This is a genomic window from Naasia lichenicola (assembly GCF_004801885.1).
Lineage (GTDB): Bacteria > Actinomycetota > Actinomycetes > Actinomycetales > Microbacteriaceae > Naasia > Naasia lichenicola.
This window is the reverse complement of sequence record NZ_SSSM01000006.1, coordinates 249,259-266,055: the sequence shown is the minus strand read 5'-3', so window position 1 is coordinate 266,055 and position 16,797 is coordinate 249,259. Positions and strand designations below refer to the sequence as shown.

Genomic DNA, 16,797 nt, shown 5'->3' with positions numbered 1-16,797 from the left:
CTCGCATGGCCTTCCACGTCCCGCAGATCGACATCTCCCCGTACGTGAACGACGGGTCCGCCGAAGAGAAGGCCGCAGTGGCCGCCGCGGTCGACACCGCGTGCCGCGAGGTCGGCTTCATCCAGATCGTCGGACACGGCATCCCGACCGACGTCTCCGCCGGGCTCGCGTCGGCGATGGACGACTTCTTCGGCATGGACCTCGACGCGAAGAAGCAGTACCGCACTCCGCCGTCGGTCAACCGGGGCTACGCGCCGCCGAAGACGGAATCCCTCAGTCTCAGCCTCGGCGTCGAGTCCGCGAGCCGGATGAACGACTTCTTCGAAGCCTTCAACATCGGGGACTCCGCGGGGATGCACCCCGACCTCGACCTGCCGAAGGACGCCTACACGGAGAACGTCTGGCCCGATTCCGTGCCCACCTTCGAGCCGAAGGTCAGCACCTACTACGAGCAGGCGCGTCGCGTGGCCCAGACGATGGTCGACATCTTCGAGGACGCCCTCGGCGTGGAGGAGGGCACCCTCTCCGGGCTGACCGGCCACTCGATCGACGTGATGCGGATGAACAACTACGCCCTGCCGCCGGGCGAGATCGAGCTCGACGGTGACCTGACCGGTATGGGCGAGCACACCGACTACGGCATCGTGACGGTGCTCTGGGCCGACCAGGTCAAAGGCCTCCAGGTGCTCGGCACCGACGGCGGCTGGCACGACGTGGCCCCGATCGACGGCGCCCTGTTGATCAACCTCGGCGATGTCACGGCGCGTCTGACGAACGAGAAGTGGATGTCCACCCTGCACCGGGTCAAGCCTCCGATCGTCGACGGCACCATCGAGCGCCGACGGTCCGCCGCCTTCTTCCACGACGGCGACTACGACGCGGTCGTGGCCCCCCTCGCGGTGTGCATCGACGAAGGCGAGCACGCCATCTACGAGCCCATCACGGTCGGCGAGCACATCGCCCAGAAGCTGGCCGGATCGCGCGCCGGCAAGAAGAACACGACGGCCGTCCGCGAGGCGGCCAGGGTGGGCGCCGCCAGCTCCTGACCTCGGCCCGGACCACAATGTGTACGTTCCGGCGGAATGTGCGCAGAATTGCGTGCACGCGGGTCCGGTTTCGTGCACATGATCTATCCAGCGGAATGCGCGTCGTCGCGCCGGGTGAGGGGAACTGAGATCGTGGCCGTCAGATTCGTCGTTGTACCCCAGTGGCAGGGCTCCGCCTCCAGTCGTGCGATGCGCCTCGCGGATGGCGCGAACGCCATCATGGGCGACCTGCCCTCCAGCAGGACGACCTTCGTCGAGGTGCCGCTCGGCGCAGGTGAGGCGCTCGGCACGGGCATCGCCCGACTCAGCTCACTGCAGATCGTGCGCGATCGGATCTCCGACGTGCTGCGCCGCCTTCCCGGCGAGCCGGGAGAGGCGCCGGTCGCGTTCGAGCCCACCGTGCTGATCGGGGGCGACTGCGGCATCGAGCTCGCCGGCGTCGAGCACGTGCTCAAGAGCGGTGAGACGTCGGGCGATGCCCCTCCCGCGCTCGTCTGGTTCGACGCCAACCCCGACCTGCACTCCCCCGCGACCTCTCCGTCGCACGCGTTCTGCGGCATGGTCGCCCGCGCCATCCTCGGCGACGGCACGGCCGGGCTCGTGTCCTCTCCGGCGCTGCCCTCCCGCAATCTGGTCCTCGCCGGCCTGCGCTCGGCGGACGACGCCGAGGAGGAGTACATCCGCGACAACGGCGTGCAGGTCGTGACGACGGATGATCTCGAGGATGAGAACGCGCTCGTCGCCGCCGTCGAGGCGACCGGCGCCACCAGCGTCTACATCCACATCGACCTCGACGTGCTCGATCCATCCGTGATCAGCGGCCTGTCGGATCCGCAGCCGTTCGGGCTCGAGCTCGCAACGCTCGTCACGCACCTCCGCGCGCTGCTCGGGCGCTTCTCGCTCGCAGGCGCCGGGATCGCCATGTTCTCCCCGGAATCGCCCGACGCGGCCGGCGGCGATCTGCCGACCGTGCTGCGCATCCTCTCGGCGCTGACCTCGCCGCCGGTCGCCGTCTCGGCGTAGGAGCCTCCGGCCGCCTGGGGCGCCGACGGACTGCCGGAAGCCTCCGTTATGGGGCACCTCCCGGGTTCACGGGTGGAGGATGAGAACAGGCTGAACGACGCCTGACTTCGAGACCGCCGACTTCGGGAAGACCGCGGTCGACCTCTCACTTCGACTCATCATTCCGAAACCACTGACGCTGGGAGCGCCCATGACGGACACCTATGACCTGATCGTGATCGGAGCCGGACCGGTCGGTGAGAACGTGGCCGACTACGCGGTGAAGCGAGGCCTCACCGCGGCGATCGTCGAGAGCGAGCTCGTCGGAGGCGAATGCTCCTACTGGGCATGCATGCCCAGCAAGGCCCTCCTCCGCTCGGGCGCAGCGCTCGAGGCCGCTCGGCGGGTCCCTGGCGCGGCCGAGGCGATCACCGCTCAGCTGGACGTCGCCGCCGTGCTCAAGCGCCGCGATGAGATCGTCAGCGACTACGACGACGGCGGTCAGGTGGAATGGCTGGAGAGCGCCGAGATCGACCTGCACCGCGGCTTCGGCCGGATCACGGGCCCCAAGCGCGTCTCGGTCACCGCGGCGGACGGCACGGTCACCGAGCTCACCGCGAACTTCGCCGTCGCCGTCAGCACCGGGACGGCGGCGCTGCTGCCCGACATCCCCGGTCTCGCCGACGTGCAGCCCTGGACCAGCCGCGAGGCGACGGGAGTGACCGAGGTGCCCGAGTCGCTCGTGGTCATCGGCGGCGGAGTGGTCGCCAGCGAGATGGCGACGGCCTTCGCGTCCTTCGGCACCACCGTCACGGTCGTTGCCCGCGGCGGGCTGCTCAGCACGATGGAGCCCTTCGCGGGCGAGCTCGTCGGCGCAGCCCTCGAGAAGGCCGGTGCCGTCCTGAAGCTGGGCGTATCCCCCACCTCCGCCCGTCGGGAGGCCGACGGCTCCGTCGTGATCGAGCTCGATGACGGCAGCTCCGTCACCGCGGAGCAGGTGCTCGTCGCCACCGGACGCACCCCGCGCACCGGCGATCTCGGCCTGGCCAGTGTCGGACTCGAAGACGGCGACTGGATCGCCGTCGACGAGACTCTGCTCGCTACCGCCGACACGAACAAGGACGACCCATGGCTCTACGCCGTCGGCGACGTCAACCACCGCGCTCTGCTGACCCACCAGGGCAAGTACCAGGCGCGCGCCGCCGGAGAGGTCATCGCGGCTCGCGCGCAGGATCGCACGGTCGACGACGCACCGTGGGGACTGCACGTCGCCACGGCCGACAACGAGGCGGTCCCGCAGGTCACCTTTACCGACCCCGAAGTGGCATCCATCGGGCTGACCGAGAAGGCGGCGAAGAAGGCCGGCTACGACATCCGGACGGTCGACTACGACATCGCCTCAGTCTCCGGTGCGCACGTCGCGGCGGAGGGCTACGCGGGCCGGGCCAGGATCATCGTCGATGAGGCACGGAAGGTGCTGATCGGAGCCACCTTCGTCGGCCAGGACGTGGCCGAGCTGCTGCACTCCGCCACCATCGCCGTGGTCGGCGAGGTGCCCCTCGATCGGCTCTGGCACGCCGTGCCGTCGTACCCGACCATCTCCGAGGTGTGGCTGCGCCTGCTCGAGACCTACGGGCGACCCGATGCCTGAGACCCCGGACACGGGTTCCGGCAGCCGGCCGCGGCGCCGGATCCTGCGGGAGTTCGGATTCTTCTACGCCACCCTCGTCGGCCTGACCTGGGGGCTCCCGCTCAGCACCGGACGGGTCGTGCGTCACGGCGATCTCATCGTGCTCAGCGGACTGCCGCACTGGGCCTATCGACGCGGCGGGACGACCGTCGGGCGGGTGTATCTGACCGGCGACAACACCGGAGAGCGCGTGCTCGTGCACGAGACGGTCCACGTCGAGCAGTGGCGTCGCCTGGGCATGTGGTTCCCGCTGCTCTACTGGCTGGCGGGAGCGAACCCGATGCACAACCGCTTCGAGGTCGAGGCGGGCCTCGAGGACGGCGGCTACCTGCGTCGTCGCAGGCCGATGCGTCGCCCGGTTCCGCCCGCAACGGTCACCTCCCTGGCGGACACTCCCGAGACTTCCGACCCGTCCGATGCAGCAACGACTTCAGAGGCAGGCGCATGAACGAGCTCCCGATGCCCGGCGACATGACGGGTCGCACCGTGATCATCACCGGAGGGAGCTCGGGGATCGGCGCCGCGGCAGCTCGGGCTCTCAGCGCACTCGGAGCGCAGATCGCCGTCGTGGGCCGCAATCCCGCGCGCACGCAGCAGGTGGCGGACTCGGTCGGCGGCAACGCCTTCCTGGCCGACTTCGGAAAGCTGGCGGCGGTGCGCGAACTCGCCGACGAGCTGCTCGAGCGCTATCCCGACATCCACGTGCTCGCCGATAACGCGGGCGGAATGCAGCGCACGCGCGCACTGACCGCAGACCGCAACGAGCGCACCGTGCAGGAGACGCACCTCTCAGGGATGCTGCTCACCTCTCTCCTGCTGCCACGGATCAGCCAGACCGCGACCCGCTCGCCCGAAGGCAGCGTGCGGATCGTCCAGACGGCGAGCGCGGCGAACCTGATGGGCAGGATCTCACTCGACGACCTCGACACCCTTTCCGGGCCGTGGGCCGACGGGTGGCGCGCGTACGGACGGGCGAAGCTGGCGAACATCCTCTTCGCGCAGGAGCTGGCCCGCCGCACCGAGGGCACCGGGGTGCGGGTCTATTCGTTCCACCCCGGCCTGGTGAGGACGCGCTTCGGCTCGGGCGCCTGGAGCATGTCCGTGCTGAGCGCGGTCACCTTCGGCCACTACGGCCTCAGTGCAGAGCAGGGCGCGGAGCCGCTCGTGCGGCTGGCCTCTGCGGACCGGATCACGGAGCCGAGCGGCACCTACTGGGACCGCCTCAAGCCGAACGGGCTCACCGCTCCCCAAGCGAAGGACGCAGCCTTCGCTCGTGCGTTCTGGAAGGCGTCGGAGGCGCGGCTGGTCCCGCGCTGATCTCCGTCAGCTCGCTTCTGCGCGGCCCGCTCGCCAGTAGCCCATGAACGCGACCTGGTGGCGATCCAGACCCGATTCGCTGACCAGGAACCGGCGGATCAGCTTGACCTTCGAGGCCTCTCCGGCCACCCAGACGTAGAGGTCCTCGAAGCCCGTCGTGGCGGATTCTGCTTCGAAGGCCTCGGGAACCTCCCAGAGCAGGGATCCCTCGGAGTCGATGTCCACGTCCTCGAGCTCGCTCGCGGGGTCATCGGGACTGTCGTTCGGATCGGATCGTCCGTGGGCGGCGACCCAGGCCGCCACCGCCGAGTGGGCATCGGACGCCGACCCCTCGGTGCGATCCCGGACGATCCAGTCGATGGAGAGTCCCGGCCGCAGGGGAAGCAGGAGCCGATCGGCCTGGTGCGGCACCTCGACGATCGCGTGTCCGCGCACACCCGGCTCGAGGGTCTCGAGGATCGCCGAGATCGCTGGCAGCGCCGTCTCGTCGCCGACGAGGAGGACCCGTGATGCGCTGCCGGGATGCCATTCGATGCCGCCGCCGGAGTTCGGGCTGGTTGCATCGGGCCCGACGAGGAGGAGCTCGTCTCCCGCCCTCGCCCGGCCGACCCACGCCGACGCAGGTCCTGTGTCGCCGTGCGAGACGAAGTCGACATCGATCTCCGCCATGGCGGGGCGAACCGCGCGGACCGTGTAGGTCCGGATCGGATTGCGGTCATGATCAGGGAGTTCACGCCAGCGGAGATACCACTCACCCCGCTGGATGGAGTCAGGATCATCCTGGCCGAAGTCGCCGAAGCGCTCGCCCGGCAGCGGGAGGATCACCTTGATCCGCTGATCGCGGCCACCGGTCCCGAAGTCGCCGAGATCGACACCGGTGAAGGTGATCCGAGCGAAGCAGCAGCTCACCCGCCGAATGGCGACCACCTGCACCCGATAGGGACGATAGCCGGGCTTCGTGGGCTGAACCGCGGTAAGCATAGGCTCACCTTACCTCTGCTCTTGGCCGCAAGCGGCCCCATCGGCCGAAGGCGGCCTCAGGTCCGCGCGGCAGAGGCCCGCTTCGCGAGGGCCTTCGGCCCTTGGCGTCCCGTCCACAGGGGCGAAGCCCAGCTGGAGCTTCTCGTTCTGCTCACCACATGGGTGGGTGGCGGCGCTGCCATTGGAGGCGGCGCTCGAGCTGGCGGCCGATCGAGAGCAGCGTCGCCTCTCCCCCGGGCGGCCCGATCAGCTGCACGCCCATCGGCAGGCCGTCCTCGGTCTGGATGACCGGGAGGGTGATGGCCGGAAGCCCGGTCACGTTCACGAACGATGTGAAGGGCGTGTACTGCACCTGCTGGGCGAAGTTGCGCTCCGCATCCTCGCCGTCCCACCAGCCGATCGGCCGCGGAGTCATCGCGAGCGCGGGCGTCAGCACCGCGTCGACCCGAGCGCTGTGCGGGCCGAACCAGGCGTGGACGAGCGCGCGTGCGAACGCATCGAGTGCTCCGAGGGACTGGACGAGCTCACGCACCGGGAGCTCGCGGCCCCGACGGACCAGCCATGCCGTCAGGGGCTCGACCAGCTCGAGCTGCGCGTCATCGATCGGCACTGCCGAAGCGCCGCCCTGCCACAGAGCGCGGAACGCCGCCGGGTAGGCGGTGCTGTCGGGCATCGCCACGTCGTCCAGGCCGTGACCGATCTCGCCGAGAGCCTCGATGGCGGATTCGAGCGCGCTGCGGGCGGCAGGATCCAGGACGACGTCGTAGCCGCTGTCCCACGGACTCTGGGTGGTGATGCCGAGCTGGAAGCGCCCTTCTCCTCGGACCGCGTAGCCGAGCAGCCGGTCCGATTCGGGTCCTCCCCCGATCGATCCGCGGCGGGCGATCATCGCGTCGAGCAGCATGGCGGCGTCGCCGACCGAACGGGCGATCGGGCCGTTCACCACGAGCTGTCCCAGGGACCAGCGATCGGCGGGCACGAGCGACCGCGTCGGCTTGATCCCGACGAGCCCGGTGGCAGCGGCCGGGATCCGGACCGATCCCCCGCCGTCGCTCCCGGGCGCGAACGGCAGGAGTCCCGCCGCGACCGCGACCGCCGCGCCGCCGCTCGAACCGCCCGGGCCGAGGGTGAGGTCCCACGGATTGCGGGCCGGGGGGCGTCCCACCGGCTCGGTGTACGACGGGAAGCCGAACTCGGGTGCGGATGTCGAGCCGAGGCTCACCGCGCCGGCCGCATCGACCGCCTCCACGATGGCGTCGGAGCTCTCCGCGATCCGGCCGACGAATGCGCGGGAGCCGAACGTCGCGGGGCTGCCCGCGCGCTGAGCGAGCTCCTTGTCGGCAAGCGGAAGACCCCACAGCTCGGCGGACTTCGGAAGCTGCGCCACCTCGGCGACACGAGCGAGAGCGCGGTCCGCGTCGACGTGCGCGAAGGCGCTCAGGTCGGGATCGAGCCGCTCGATGCGCCGCAGGTAGTGCTCGGTGAGCTCGAGCGGACTGACATCGCCGCGCTGCAGCCAGTCCCATTGATCCTGCGCGCTCAGATGATGCAGCTCGAACATCCCCCGAGCCTAGAGCGGTCGCCCCGTCCGGCTACTTGAGGGACTTCTGCAGGAGGACGGTGCCGAGCCAGCGGTCGAACTTGAAGCCGACCCGGCCCATCCGGCCGATCTCCTTGAATCCGAACGACTCGTGCAGCGCGATCGACGCCTCAGCGCCCTTGTCCGCGATCACGGCGAGCACCTCCTTGAGCCCGGCGGCCTTCGAGCGCTCCAGCAGCTGCGCGAGCAGGGCGCGTCCGAGACCCTTGCCGGTCGAGGCGGGCCCGAGGTAGATCGAGTTCTCGACCGTGTAGCGGTACGCGGCCTTGGCCTTCCACGGAGTCACGAGCGCATAGCCGAGCACGGTGCCGCCCGGAGCGACTGCCGCGATGAACGGCATCTTGAGCTTGCGCAGGTAGGCGAACTTCGTCTTCCACTCCTGCAGCGTCATCTGGTCCTCATCGAACGTGACCACGCTGTTGACCACGTAGTAGTTGTAGATCTCGCGGATGTCCGGCAGGTCCTGCGCTTCGACGTCGCGGATCTCGTAGGAGAAGGCGGGCTCATCCGCGGGCAGCTTGCGCAGGTGGAACGGCACCTGGCGGCGCGGTTCGTATTCTTCCTCGAGCATCTGTCGCCCCTTCAGCAGATCGGCAGAACCAGGCTAGTGCGACAGTCCGGACGGGGCTGCGCCCGACGCCTCGGGCTGGGCGGCGGGAGGATCGACTCTCCAGTCGATCGGCGATGCGCCCTGCTCCTCGAGCAGCGTGTTAGCGCGGCTGAACGGCCGAGACCCGAAGAAGCCCGACGCCGCCGAGAGCGGGCTCGGATGGGCCGACTCGACGATCGGCACCGATCCGAGCAGCGGACGCAGATTGCGGGCGTCGCGTCCCCAGAGGATCGCGACGAGCGGCCCGCCCCGCTCGACGAGACGCCGGATGGCGAGCTCGGTGATCTGCTCCCAGCCGTGGCCGCGATGCGAACCGGCCGATCCCGCGCGCACGGTGAGCACCCTGTTGAGCAGCAGGACGCCCTGATCGCTCCACGCCGCGAGGTCGCCGTGTGGCGCCATCGGGATGCCGAGGTCGTCGCGGAGCTCCTTGTAGATGTTCGTCAGGCTCCGCGGCAGAGGACGCACGTGCCGCTCCGTGGCGAAGGACAGCCCGATCGGATGCCCCGGGGTCGGATAGGGGTCCTGCCCGACGATGAGCACGCGGACCTCGGAGAGCGGTCGGCGCAGCGCCCTCAGGATGTCGGCGCGGGCGGGCAGCACCGTCGCGCCCGCATCCTGCTCGGCGGCGAGGAACGCGCCGATCGCGAGGAGCTGGTCTTCGGACCCGGCGAGCGCGGCCGACCATTCGGGGTGGATGCCCGATCCGCTGAGCGAGAGTGCCACGATCTGCTCCTGTCCAGCTGGTGCTACTCGGCGGCGGCGAGGATGTCGACGAGCACGCGGGAATCGGACGGCGTCACCCGCCAGACGCTGCCCGAGCCCACCACCTCGAAGCCGTCGTCGCTGACGATGAGCGTGGTCGACTCGTCGATCGCGACCCCGCCCTCCGTCAGTCCCGCCGAGGTGGCGGCGACGAGGCGCGAGAGGGTGCCCCACTGCGCCGTGTGCACGTCGACGGTCACGTCGATCAGGCCGATGCCCTCGACGATCGTGACCTCGTCCAGCTCTTCGGCGGTGAGCTCGGCGCAGACCGCGACTCCGCCGATCCGCCAGCCGCCGATGAGCGCATGGTCGGGCGCGATCATTGCGCCCGCGGAGAATCCGAGGTAGGGCACGCCGTCGGCCACGCGGTCGCGGATCTCGTCGAAGATGCCGGTCAGGCTGTCGAGGTAGGCGGGCGTCAGTCCCCCGCCGATGATGATCCCGTCCACGTCGCGGAGCAGTCCGGCCGGGGCGGCGATGCCCTCGATCAGCGAGGTGACGACGGCGTCGATCTCGCCGGCGTGCGCGACCTCGGTGAGCAGCCGGTCGGCATGCTCGATGCCGTCGCCGTCACGGACGACGATCACGGCCACCTTCGGCGGCCCGGTCACTCCACGGCTCTGCGCCCGATCGGCAGCCTCGTCGACGAACGTCGCGAAGGCGATCCCGTCGCCGCCGTCGGACCAGCCGCCTCCCACCAGGTGAATGCTCACCCGGGGACTCTACCGGTCGACTCCGACGCCCCACGACGGGGTCGGCAAGCTCGCACGGCTCCGCGAGCAGCGACCCGATCGAGCCGGGTCCGGACTAGTGCGCGCTGGGGCCGTCGGCGGTGACGGGAGGCAGCGCCGACCAGGGGAAGACGATCCACAGATCGGTGTTCCGCCACGAGTAGTCGGGCACGAAGATCGTCTGCGGCTTCGTGTAGAGGCAGACCGAGCGGACATCGGCGCCCATTCCCTGCAGGATCTCCACGGCGAGCGCCAGGGTCTGACCCGACTGGGACACGTCGTCGACGAGGAGCACCCGCTTGCCGGCCAGAGCAGCTCCGTCGAGCAGCGGCGGAAGGACGAGCGGTGCGGGCAGGGTCTCGTCCACGCCGGTGTACAGCTCGACGTTGATGGAGCCGCAGGACTTGATGCCGAGCGCGTAGGCCACGGCACCGCCCACGATCAGGCCGCCGCGGGCGATGGCGACGACGATCTCGGGCACGAACCCGCTGTCCGCCACCGAGTGGGCCAGCTGACGCGACGCGTCCCCGAACTCCAGCCAGCCGAGCACCTCGCGCTCGGGGGTGGTGTCCGGGAGGTCATGCGCCGTTGCCTGGTCGATCGACATGGCTCTACGGTAACCGCTCCGCGTTACAGACCTGTTGCAGGAAGTCGCAATCCCCTGTTCGCTGGGCAGGACCTGCGTGGGCGTTTCGCCGGTCGGCCGATCGGCTCGAACGAGCGCGCCGCGAGCGCATCGACGCACCGCTTCGGACCGGGGAATCCGCGGAGCCGCAGGCGCTGATTAGGGTGAGGCATGGCATCAGCGCCCCCCATCGGCTCACGCAGCCCAGGTCCCCGAATCGGCCGCGCAGGCGCGGTCACATTCGGCCTCGTCGGCTGGCTGTTCTTCGTCGAGATCGTCAGCGGACTGCTGCAGGGGTACTACATCCCGCTCGTCTCTCCGCTGGCCCGCGTGCTCGGCATCGACGATCCGCAGTTCAACTGGTTCGAGGCCGCCCAGCTTCTCGTCTCGGCCATCGCGCTGCCCGTGCTCGCCAAGCTCGGCGACATGATCGGCCACAAGCGGATCCTGCTGATCTCCAGCGCGTTGACGGCGGCCGCGAGCTGGTGGCTGATCTTCGCCGGCGACTTCACGAGCTTCCTCCTCGCCTGGGCGCTGCAGGGCTTCTACGTGGTGTGGCTGCCGCTCGAGGTGGCGATCATCTTCTCTCGCGCGCGCTCGACCGGGGTGGCGAATGCGACGACCCGGCGAGCGGCGGGACTGCTCGTGGTCGCGCTGCAGCTCGGTGCGATCATCGGCGCCCTGCTCGGCGGTCGCCTGCTCGACGCGTTCGGCGGAGCGACCATGCCGACCCTCGCGATCCCGGCGATCGGCGTCACGCTCGTCTTCTTCGTCGTGCTGTTCGGAGTGCCGAAGACGGCGCCAGAGGTCGGCCGGCGGACCCTCGATCTCGGCGGATTCGCCCTGCTCGGGCTCGGACTGCTGCTGATCACGTCGTCGCTGACCTTCCTGCGGATCAACGGCGTCGGCGCATGGTGGGTGTGGGCGCTGCTCGCCGCCGGACTGCTCAGCTTCCTGCCGTTCGGCTGGTACGAGCTGCGGCGCAAGGATCCGGCGATCGATCTGCGCGTGCTCCGGACCCCGTCGATGTGGCCGGTCCAGACCACCGCCGGGCTCTTCGGCATCTCGGTGCTCGGCGCGCAGGTGCCGCTGTCCACCTTCGTCGCAACCGATCCGGCGGCCGGCTACGGCTTCGGCCTCAGCGCCTCGTCGGTGTCGAACCTGATCGGCGCCTACCTGCTGTCCGTCATCATCGGCGCGATCGCCTTCTCCTTCGTGGCTCGCCGGACGACTCCCCGCCTCACTCTGATCGGCGCCGCGATGCTCGTCGGAGTGGGGTATCTCATGTTCATCCCGTTCCACGGCACGGTCGTCAACGTGGTGGTGAACATGCTCGTCGCCGGGCTCGGCTCGGGCGCGCTGCTGGCGGCGCTGCCCGCGGCAGCAGCAGCTGCGGCTCCGCTGGGACAGACGGGCATCGCGGCGGGCCTCACGAATACGACCAAGACCATCGGCGGCTCGTTCTCGTCCGCCATCTTCGGGGTGGCGCTCGCCTCCGGTGCGGTCGGGGCGGTCGCGACCGCCGGGTCGCTGGCCGGCTACTACACGGTCTGGCTGATCTGCGGCGGCACGGCGATCGTCTCCGCTGTGCTGCTCGTCTTCGTGCCGAAGCTGGCCTTCTCCGATCCGCCCCTCGTCGAGGAGCGGACAGGGACCGAGGCGCCCTGAGTCTCAGTCGGCGCGGACCTCGAGCGGCGTGCGGATGACCTTGAACTGGGCGGCCTGCGCGACGGGGCGGATGGTGATGTGGTCGAGGTTCACGTGGCCCGGCAGCTCGACCGCGTGCACGACCACCTCGGCGACGTCCTCGGCGGTCAGCGGGTTCACGACGCCCTTGTAGACGGCGGCCGCACGATCGGCGTCGCCGTCGAAGCGGGTCAGCGCGAACTCCTCGGTCTTGACCATGCCGGGGGCGACCTCGATCACTCGCAGCGGCTCCCCCGCGAGCTCGAGCCGCAGCACTCCCATCAGCGAGACGGCGCCCGCCTTGGCGGCGTTGTAGCCCGCGCCTCCCTCGTAGACCTCGTGCCCCGCCACGGAGGTGATGGTCACGATGTCGGCGTTGCCCGCCTCGGCGGCCGTGCGGCGGAGGACCGGCAGCAGCGCGGCGGTGACGCGCTGGACCGCCACGACGTTGACCTCGAACATCCAGTTCCAGTCCTCGGGCTTGCCCGCCTCGATCCGGTCTCCGCCACGGGCACCACCCGCGTTGTTGACGAGGACATCGACCCGGTCCAGCGTCTCGAGGTGCGCGGCGAGCGCCGCGACGTCGTCCGGATCGGTCAGATCGGCGACGAAGGTGTCGGCGCCGGTCGCGCTCGCGAGCGATTCGAGGCGGTCCGCGCGGCGCGCCACCCCGGTGACCTCCCAGCCGTGGCTGCGGAAGAGCTCCACCGTCGCCCGTCCGATTCCCGAACTGGCACCTGTGACCACCGCGCGCTTCGTCGTTCCCATGCCGGAGACGCTATCGAGGTGATCCGACCGCGCACCAATCGAGCGGCGCGGCTCTGCGTTACGCCGCGTGTCCGCACTCGTTGCCCGCGGTGGGCCCGCTACCTAGGCTCCCCAGCATGACCAATTCGCAGTGGAGATTCGAGACCCAGCAGATCCATGCCGGAGCCTCCCCTGACCCGGTGACCAACGCCAGGGCCACGCCCATCTACAAGACGACCTCGTACGTCTTCAACAGTGCCCAGCACGCCAAGAACCTGTTCGCTCTTGCGGAGTTCGGCAACATCTACAACCGCATCCAGAACCCAACGCAGGCCGTGGTCGAAGAGCGGGTCGCCAACCTCGAAGGCGGCACGGCAGCGCTTCTCGTCGCATCCGGTCAGGCGGCGGAGACCTACGCCATCCTCAACATCGCGCAGGCCGGAGACCACATCGTCTCGTCCGCCTCGATCTACGGCGGCACCTACAACCTCTTCAAGTACACGCTGGCCAAGCTCGGCATCGAGACGACCTTCGTCGAGAACCAGGACGATGCGGACGAGTGGCGTCGAGCGGTCCGCCCGAACACCAAGCTGTTCTTCGCCGAGACGATCGGCAACCCGCAGATCAACATCCTGGACATCGAGCTCGTCGCCGACGTCGCGCACGAGAACGGCGTGCCGCTGATCGTCGACAACACGATCGCGACGCCCTACCTGATCCGCCCGTTCGAGCACGGCGCCGACATCGTGGTGCACTCCGCCACCAAGTTCCTCGGCGGCCACGGCGTGGTCATCGGCGGCGTCATCGTCGACGGCGGCAGGTTCAAGTGGTCGGAGAACGTCGAGAAGTTCCCCGGGCTCACCGAGCCCGACCCGAGCTACCACGGCGCGAGCTACACCGCCGCGGTCGGCGACGGCATCGCGTACATCATCAAGGCACGCGTGCAGCTGCTGCGCGACCTCGGTGCGGCCATCTCGCCGGACAGCGCGTTCCACCTCATCCAGGGCATCGAGACGCTCTCGCTGCGGATCGAGCGTCACGTGCAGAACGCGCAGGACATCGCGCTCTGGCTCGAGAACCACCCCGACATCGCCAGCGTCAACTACGCCGGCCTGCAGTCGAGTCCATGGAACAAGGCGGCGGGCAAGTACGCGCCGAAGGGCGTCGGAGCGGTGCTGTCCTTCGAGCTCAAGGGCGGCGTCGATGCCGGCGAGAAGTTCGTGGACAGCCTCGAGCTGTTCTCGCACCTCGCGAACATCGGCGACGTGCGCTCGCTCGTCATCCACCCGGCGTCCACGACGCACTCGCAGCTCACCCCCGAGCAGCAGCTGACCTCGGGCGTCACGCCGGGGCTGGTGCGCCTGTCGGTCGGACTGGAGAACATCGAGGACCTCAAGGCCGACCTCGAGGCCGGTCTCAAGGCCGCCCGCGAGCTGAGCGCGGTCGACGCCTGATCCCGAACGCGTAACACAGCCACGCGAACTGCCCAGTTCTGCCGCCCGGAGAGCGTTCCGGGCGACAGAACTGGGCAGTTCGTGCCTGCGGCCCGCCCCGGCCGCGTGTCGGCCGTAACAGTGTCGGAGGCGGCTCCGCCGCGCCTGCAGACTGATCCCGATGGACTGGCAGACCCCTGAAGACGCCGTGCCGTCGGCATTCGTCTCGGAAGCCGACCAGCGCGCGCTCCTCGGCAAGCCCCCCGCCACCGGAGCGTGGAGGGAGGGCGATCCCGTCGCGGGCCGGAAGTTCGTGGACATCGGCGCGCTGCGGCTGGAGCACGGATCGCTGCCGGCGGTCCGAGTCGCCTACCGGACCTACGGCGAACTCGACGACGACCGCGGCAACGCGATCCTCGTGCTGCACGCGCTGACCGGAGACTCGCTGCTCACCGGCCCCGCCTGCCCCGGCCAGCCGACGGCGGGCTGGTGGACGGGCATGGTCGGCCCCGGCCTCGCGCTCGATACGGATCGCTGGTTCATCGTGGCGCCCAACATGCTGGGCGGCGCCCAGGGCACGACGGGCCCCTCCTCCCTGGCGCCCGACCGACGCGAATGGGGCTCCCGCTTCCCGGCGCTGACCATCCGCGACCAGGTGGCCATGCAGAGCGCCTTCTCCGACGCCATCGGCATCGAGCGCTGGGCGGCCATCGTCGGCGGCTCGATGGGAGGCATGCAGGTCCTCGAGTGGGCGATCAGCCATCCCGATCGCGCGCAGCGGATCGCTGTGCTCGCCGCGCCCGCGGTGGCCAGTGCCGACCAGATCGCGCTCAACTCGGTGCAGCTCGAAGCCATCCGGATGGATCCGCGCTTCCGTGGCGGCGACTACTACCTCGCGCCCGATGGCGAGGGGCCGCATCACGGGCTCGCCCTCGCCCGACGGATGGCACTGCTCAACTACCGCAGCCCGACGGAGCTGAACGAGCGCTTCGCCCGCAGCTGGCAGAGCGGCATCGATCCGCTCGGCGGGGCGGGCAAGTTCGCGGTGGAGTCCTACCTCGACTTCCACGGCAACAAGTTCGTCCGCCGCTTCGACGCCAACAGCTACATCCGGCTGGTCTCGGCCATGAGCTCGCACGACGTCGGCCGAGGCAGGGGTGGTGTGGAGGCGGCGCTCGCCCGCGTGACGGCCCGGGCGCTGATCCTCGGGATCGACAGCGACAGGCTCTTCCCCGTCCAGGACCAGATGGTGATCGCCCGGAACGTCGCCACCGGCATCGACGGGCGCGAGCCGGTCGTCATCGGCTCGGAGTTCGGCCACGACGGCTTCCTCATCGAGGGCGAATCGGTGGGACGAGAGCTCCGTCGGCTGCTCGGGAGCTGAATCAATTTCATTGAATCCAGCTGAATCACGCGCGCGGATTCCGAGGACTCAGAAGTCGATGTAGTGACGCTCGTTCAGCGGATCGCGCTCTTCGGCTCGAAGCCCGCGTGCCGTGCCGAGCAGCGCGGCCGCACCGAGCATGCCGAGAATGGAAGTGCCGATCAGAAGCACATTTCCCTGAGGCGTGTCAGCCATCAGACCATGGCTCGTATGAGCGTTGAGCGCGCGAAGCACCCCAGAGAACGGCCCCATGAATCCCCCCGGATCAGCGCCCGATGACGGCGCTGTCCCACAGTAGGGCCCGCCCTCGGAGCCTCGCGGAGGACCCCGCTCCCCAGTCCGGGGGGACAGACGCCCCCGCAGTGCCTACACTGGTCCCGCGGAGGGGGTACGGGTGCAAAGTACTATCGCCAGCGCGCGGCGGACGGCCCGGGTGCGAGTAGCCATTGTCGATGACCATCAGATGGTCCTCGACGGTCTCGCAGCCCGCCTTGCAGCGCCGAAGTCCGGAATCACCGTCGCCGCCACCGTGACGTCATGGGGCGCGCTGCTCGCCCACCCCGAGTTCCCGGTGGATGTGGTCATCCTCGATCTCAATCTCGAGGACAACATCCCGGTCTCGTCGAAGCTGCGGATGCTGCGCTCCGCGGGGTCCGAGGCCATCGTGATCAGCCGCCACACCGACTCGGGCTCCATCTACGGTGCGATCCAGGCCGGCGCCGCCGCCTTCGTCACCAAGACCGAGTCCGCCGACAGCCTGATCGCGAACGTGCACGCCGCCGCCAGCGGGTCCGCCCAGCTCTCGGATGCCGTGCAGCGGGCGCTCGCCGACTTCCACAACGCGGGTGAGCCGAACCTCGGCAAGCAGGAGCACCGCGCTCTCGTGCTCTACGCCGCCGGACGCTCCATCAAGGAGGTCGCGAGCGACATGAACACGACCGAAGAGACGATCAAGAGCTACATCAAGCGCGCGCGCCGCAAGTACCGTGCGATCGGCGTCGACCTCGGCACCAAGATCCTCCTGCGCCGCCACGCCATCCGCGAGGGCTGGATCACGCCCGAGTAAGGCGCGGTGCGTCGTCGGTCATGTCGCGAGGAGCCTTCGCGACCATCCCTCGTTGGTCGAGGAGGGCGCCCCGCGCCCGTCTCGAGACCGTGCGGCGTCGGTACGACTTCTCAA

17 protein-coding genes are annotated in these 16,797 nt (G+C 69.7%); 9 read left to right on the top strand and 8 right to left on the bottom strand.

Annotation, left to right across the window (positions count from 1 at the left end; all coding sequences use genetic code 11):
- The first annotated feature begins 5 nt into the window (after positions 1–5).
- The 5 genes from E6C64_RS17415 to E6C64_RS17395 all read left to right on the top strand — a co-directional run bounded on the left by E6C64_RS17415 (position 6) and on the right by E6C64_RS17395 (position 5,055).
- Positions 6–1,046, top strand: a complete 1,041-nt coding sequence (locus E6C64_RS17415; protein ID WP_136428940.1) for an isopenicillin N synthase family dioxygenase — start codon at positions 6–8, stop codon at positions 1,044–1,046.
- 132 nt (positions 1,047–1,178) lie between these two features.
- Positions 1,179–2,069 carry an arginase family protein gene (locus tag E6C64_RS17410; protein WP_199241087.1) on the top strand — a complete coding sequence of 297 codons (891 nt, stop codon included), beginning with the start codon at positions 1,179–1,181 and terminating at the stop codon, positions 2,067–2,069.
- Between the two features lie 190 nt (positions 2,070–2,259).
- Positions 2,260–3,699 carry a dihydrolipoyl dehydrogenase family protein gene (locus tag E6C64_RS17405; protein ID WP_136428938.1) on the top strand — a complete coding sequence of 480 codons (1,440 nt, stop codon included), beginning with the start codon at positions 2,260–2,262 and terminating at the stop codon, positions 3,697–3,699.
- Positions 3,692–4,186: a Fe-S oxidoreductase gene (locus tag E6C64_RS17400; RefSeq protein ID WP_233255706.1), complete on the top strand. Its 495-nt coding sequence runs from the start codon at positions 3,692–3,694 to the stop codon at positions 4,184–4,186. The genes E6C64_RS17405 and E6C64_RS17400 overlap by 8 nt, the downstream gene beginning before the upstream one ends.
- Positions 4,183–5,055: an SDR family NAD(P)-dependent oxidoreductase gene (locus E6C64_RS17395; protein ID WP_233255705.1), complete on the top strand. Its 873-nt coding sequence runs from the start codon at positions 4,183–4,185 to the stop codon at positions 5,053–5,055. The genes E6C64_RS17400 and E6C64_RS17395 overlap by 4 nt, the downstream gene beginning before the upstream one ends.
- 6 nt (positions 5,056–5,061) lie before the next feature.
- Here E6C64_RS17395 and E6C64_RS17390 read toward each other — a convergent pair whose 3' ends face one another.
- The 6 genes from E6C64_RS17390 to E6C64_RS17365 form a co-directional block, all read right to left on the bottom strand.
- Positions 5,062–6,036 carry a siderophore-interacting protein gene (locus tag E6C64_RS17390; RefSeq protein WP_136428937.1) on the bottom strand — a complete coding sequence of 325 codons (975 nt, stop codon included), beginning with the start codon at positions 6,034–6,036 and terminating at the stop codon, positions 5,062–5,064.
- Between the two features lie 151 nt (positions 6,037–6,187).
- On the bottom strand, positions 6,188–7,597 hold the full coding sequence (locus E6C64_RS17385) for an amidase (RefSeq protein ID WP_136428936.1): 1,410 nt from the start codon (positions 7,595–7,597) through the stop codon (positions 6,188–6,190).
- A 31-nt stretch (positions 7,598–7,628) separates the two neighbouring features.
- Positions 7,629–8,207 (bottom strand): GNAT family N-acetyltransferase, encoded by a 579-nt coding sequence (locus tag E6C64_RS17380; protein WP_136428935.1) that lies wholly within the window; start codon positions 8,205–8,207, stop codon positions 7,629–7,631.
- Positions 8,208–8,240: 33 nt separating this feature from the next.
- On the bottom strand, positions 8,241–8,975 hold the full coding sequence (locus E6C64_RS17375; RefSeq protein WP_136429339.1) for a uracil-DNA glycosylase: 735 nt from the start codon (positions 8,973–8,975) through the stop codon (positions 8,241–8,243).
- 20 nt (positions 8,976–8,995) lie between these two features.
- Positions 8,996–9,724, bottom strand: a complete 729-nt coding sequence (locus tag E6C64_RS17370) for a Type 1 glutamine amidotransferase-like domain-containing protein (protein WP_136428934.1) — start codon at positions 9,722–9,724, stop codon at positions 8,996–8,998.
- Between the two features lie 94 nt (positions 9,725–9,818).
- Positions 9,819–10,349: a phosphoribosyltransferase gene (locus E6C64_RS17365; protein WP_136428933.1), complete on the bottom strand. Its 531-nt coding sequence runs from the start codon at positions 10,347–10,349 to the stop codon at positions 9,819–9,821.
- A 189-nt stretch (positions 10,350–10,538) separates the two neighbouring features.
- Here E6C64_RS17365 and E6C64_RS17360 point away from each other — a divergent pair, with 189 nt between their 5' ends.
- A complete protein-coding gene (locus tag E6C64_RS17360) occupies positions 10,539–12,035 on the top strand; it encodes an MFS transporter (RefSeq protein ID WP_136428932.1) in 1,497 nt (498 codons plus the stop codon).
- A 3-nt stretch (positions 12,036–12,038) separates the two neighbouring features.
- Here the strand turns inward: E6C64_RS17360 and E6C64_RS17355 are convergent, their stop codons facing one another.
- Positions 12,039–12,821, bottom strand: a complete 783-nt coding sequence (locus tag E6C64_RS17355; protein WP_199241086.1) for an SDR family oxidoreductase — start codon at positions 12,819–12,821, stop codon at positions 12,039–12,041.
- Between the two features lie 116 nt (positions 12,822–12,937).
- Here E6C64_RS17355 and E6C64_RS17350 point away from each other — a divergent pair, with 116 nt between their 5' ends.
- On the top strand, positions 12,938–14,254 hold the full coding sequence (locus E6C64_RS17350; protein WP_136428931.1) for a bifunctional o-acetylhomoserine/o-acetylserine sulfhydrylase: 1,317 nt from the start codon (positions 12,938–12,940) through the stop codon (positions 14,252–14,254).
- A 160-nt stretch (positions 14,255–14,414) separates the two neighbouring features.
- Positions 14,415–15,617, top strand: a complete 1,203-nt coding sequence (metX, locus tag E6C64_RS17345) for a homoserine O-acetyltransferase MetX (RefSeq protein WP_136428930.1) — start codon at positions 14,415–14,417, stop codon at positions 15,615–15,617.
- A gap of 48 nt (positions 15,618–15,665) precedes the next feature.
- Here the strand turns inward: metX and E6C64_RS19160 are convergent, their stop codons facing one another.
- Positions 15,666–15,812, bottom strand: a complete 147-nt coding sequence (locus E6C64_RS19160; RefSeq protein WP_158437917.1) for a hypothetical protein — start codon at positions 15,810–15,812, stop codon at positions 15,666–15,668.
- Between the two features lie 199 nt (positions 15,813–16,011).
- On the opposite strand from E6C64_RS19160, the gene E6C64_RS17340 reads away from it, so the two are divergent.
- A complete protein-coding gene (locus E6C64_RS17340; RefSeq protein WP_269846389.1) occupies positions 16,012–16,683 on the top strand; it encodes a response regulator transcription factor in 672 nt (223 codons plus the stop codon).
- Positions 16,684–16,797 lie beyond the last annotated feature (114 nt).

Excerpts from the sequence above, each read along its gene's own strand:
- E6C64_RS17415 (WP_136428940.1), top strand. The coding sequence starts at position 6 with ATGGCCTTCCACGTCCCGCAGATCGACATCTCCCCGTACGTGAACGAC.
- E6C64_RS17405 (WP_136428938.1), top strand. The coding sequence starts at position 2,260 with ATGACGGACACCTATGACCTGATCGTGATCGGAGCCGGACCGGTCGGT.
- E6C64_RS17400 (WP_233255706.1), top strand. The coding sequence starts at position 3,692 with ATGCCTGAGACCCCGGACACGGGTTCCGGCAGCCGGCCGCGGCGCCGG.
- E6C64_RS17395 (WP_233255705.1), top strand. The coding sequence starts at position 4,183 with ATGAACGAGCTCCCGATGCCCGGCGACATGACGGGTCGCACCGTGATC.
- E6C64_RS17390 (WP_136428937.1), bottom strand. The coding sequence starts at position 6,036 with ATGCTTACCGCGGTTCAGCCCACGAAGCCCGGCTATCGTCCCTATCGG.
- E6C64_RS17385 (WP_136428936.1), bottom strand. The coding sequence starts at position 7,597 with ATGTTCGAGCTGCATCATCTGAGCGCGCAGGATCAATGGGACTGGCTG.
- E6C64_RS17380 (WP_136428935.1), bottom strand. The coding sequence starts at position 8,207 with ATGCTCGAGGAAGAATACGAACCGCGCCGCCAGGTGCCGTTCCACCTG.
- E6C64_RS17365 (WP_136428933.1), bottom strand. The coding sequence starts at position 10,349 with ATGTCGATCGACCAGGCAACGGCGCATGACCTCCCGGACACCACCCCC.
- E6C64_RS17360 (WP_136428932.1), top strand. The coding sequence starts at position 10,539 with ATGGCATCAGCGCCCCCCATCGGCTCACGCAGCCCAGGTCCCCGAATC.
- E6C64_RS17355 (WP_199241086.1), bottom strand. The coding sequence starts at position 12,821 with ATGGGAACGACGAAGCGCGCGGTGGTCACAGGTGCCAGTTCGGGAATC.
- E6C64_RS17350 (WP_136428931.1), top strand. The coding sequence starts at position 12,938 with ATGACCAATTCGCAGTGGAGATTCGAGACCCAGCAGATCCATGCCGGA.
- metX (WP_136428930.1), top strand. The coding sequence starts at position 14,415 with ATGGACTGGCAGACCCCTGAAGACGCCGTGCCGTCGGCATTCGTCTCG.
- E6C64_RS19160 (WP_158437917.1), bottom strand. The coding sequence starts at position 15,812 with ATGGCTGACACGCCTCAGGGAAATGTGCTTCTGATCGGCACTTCCATT.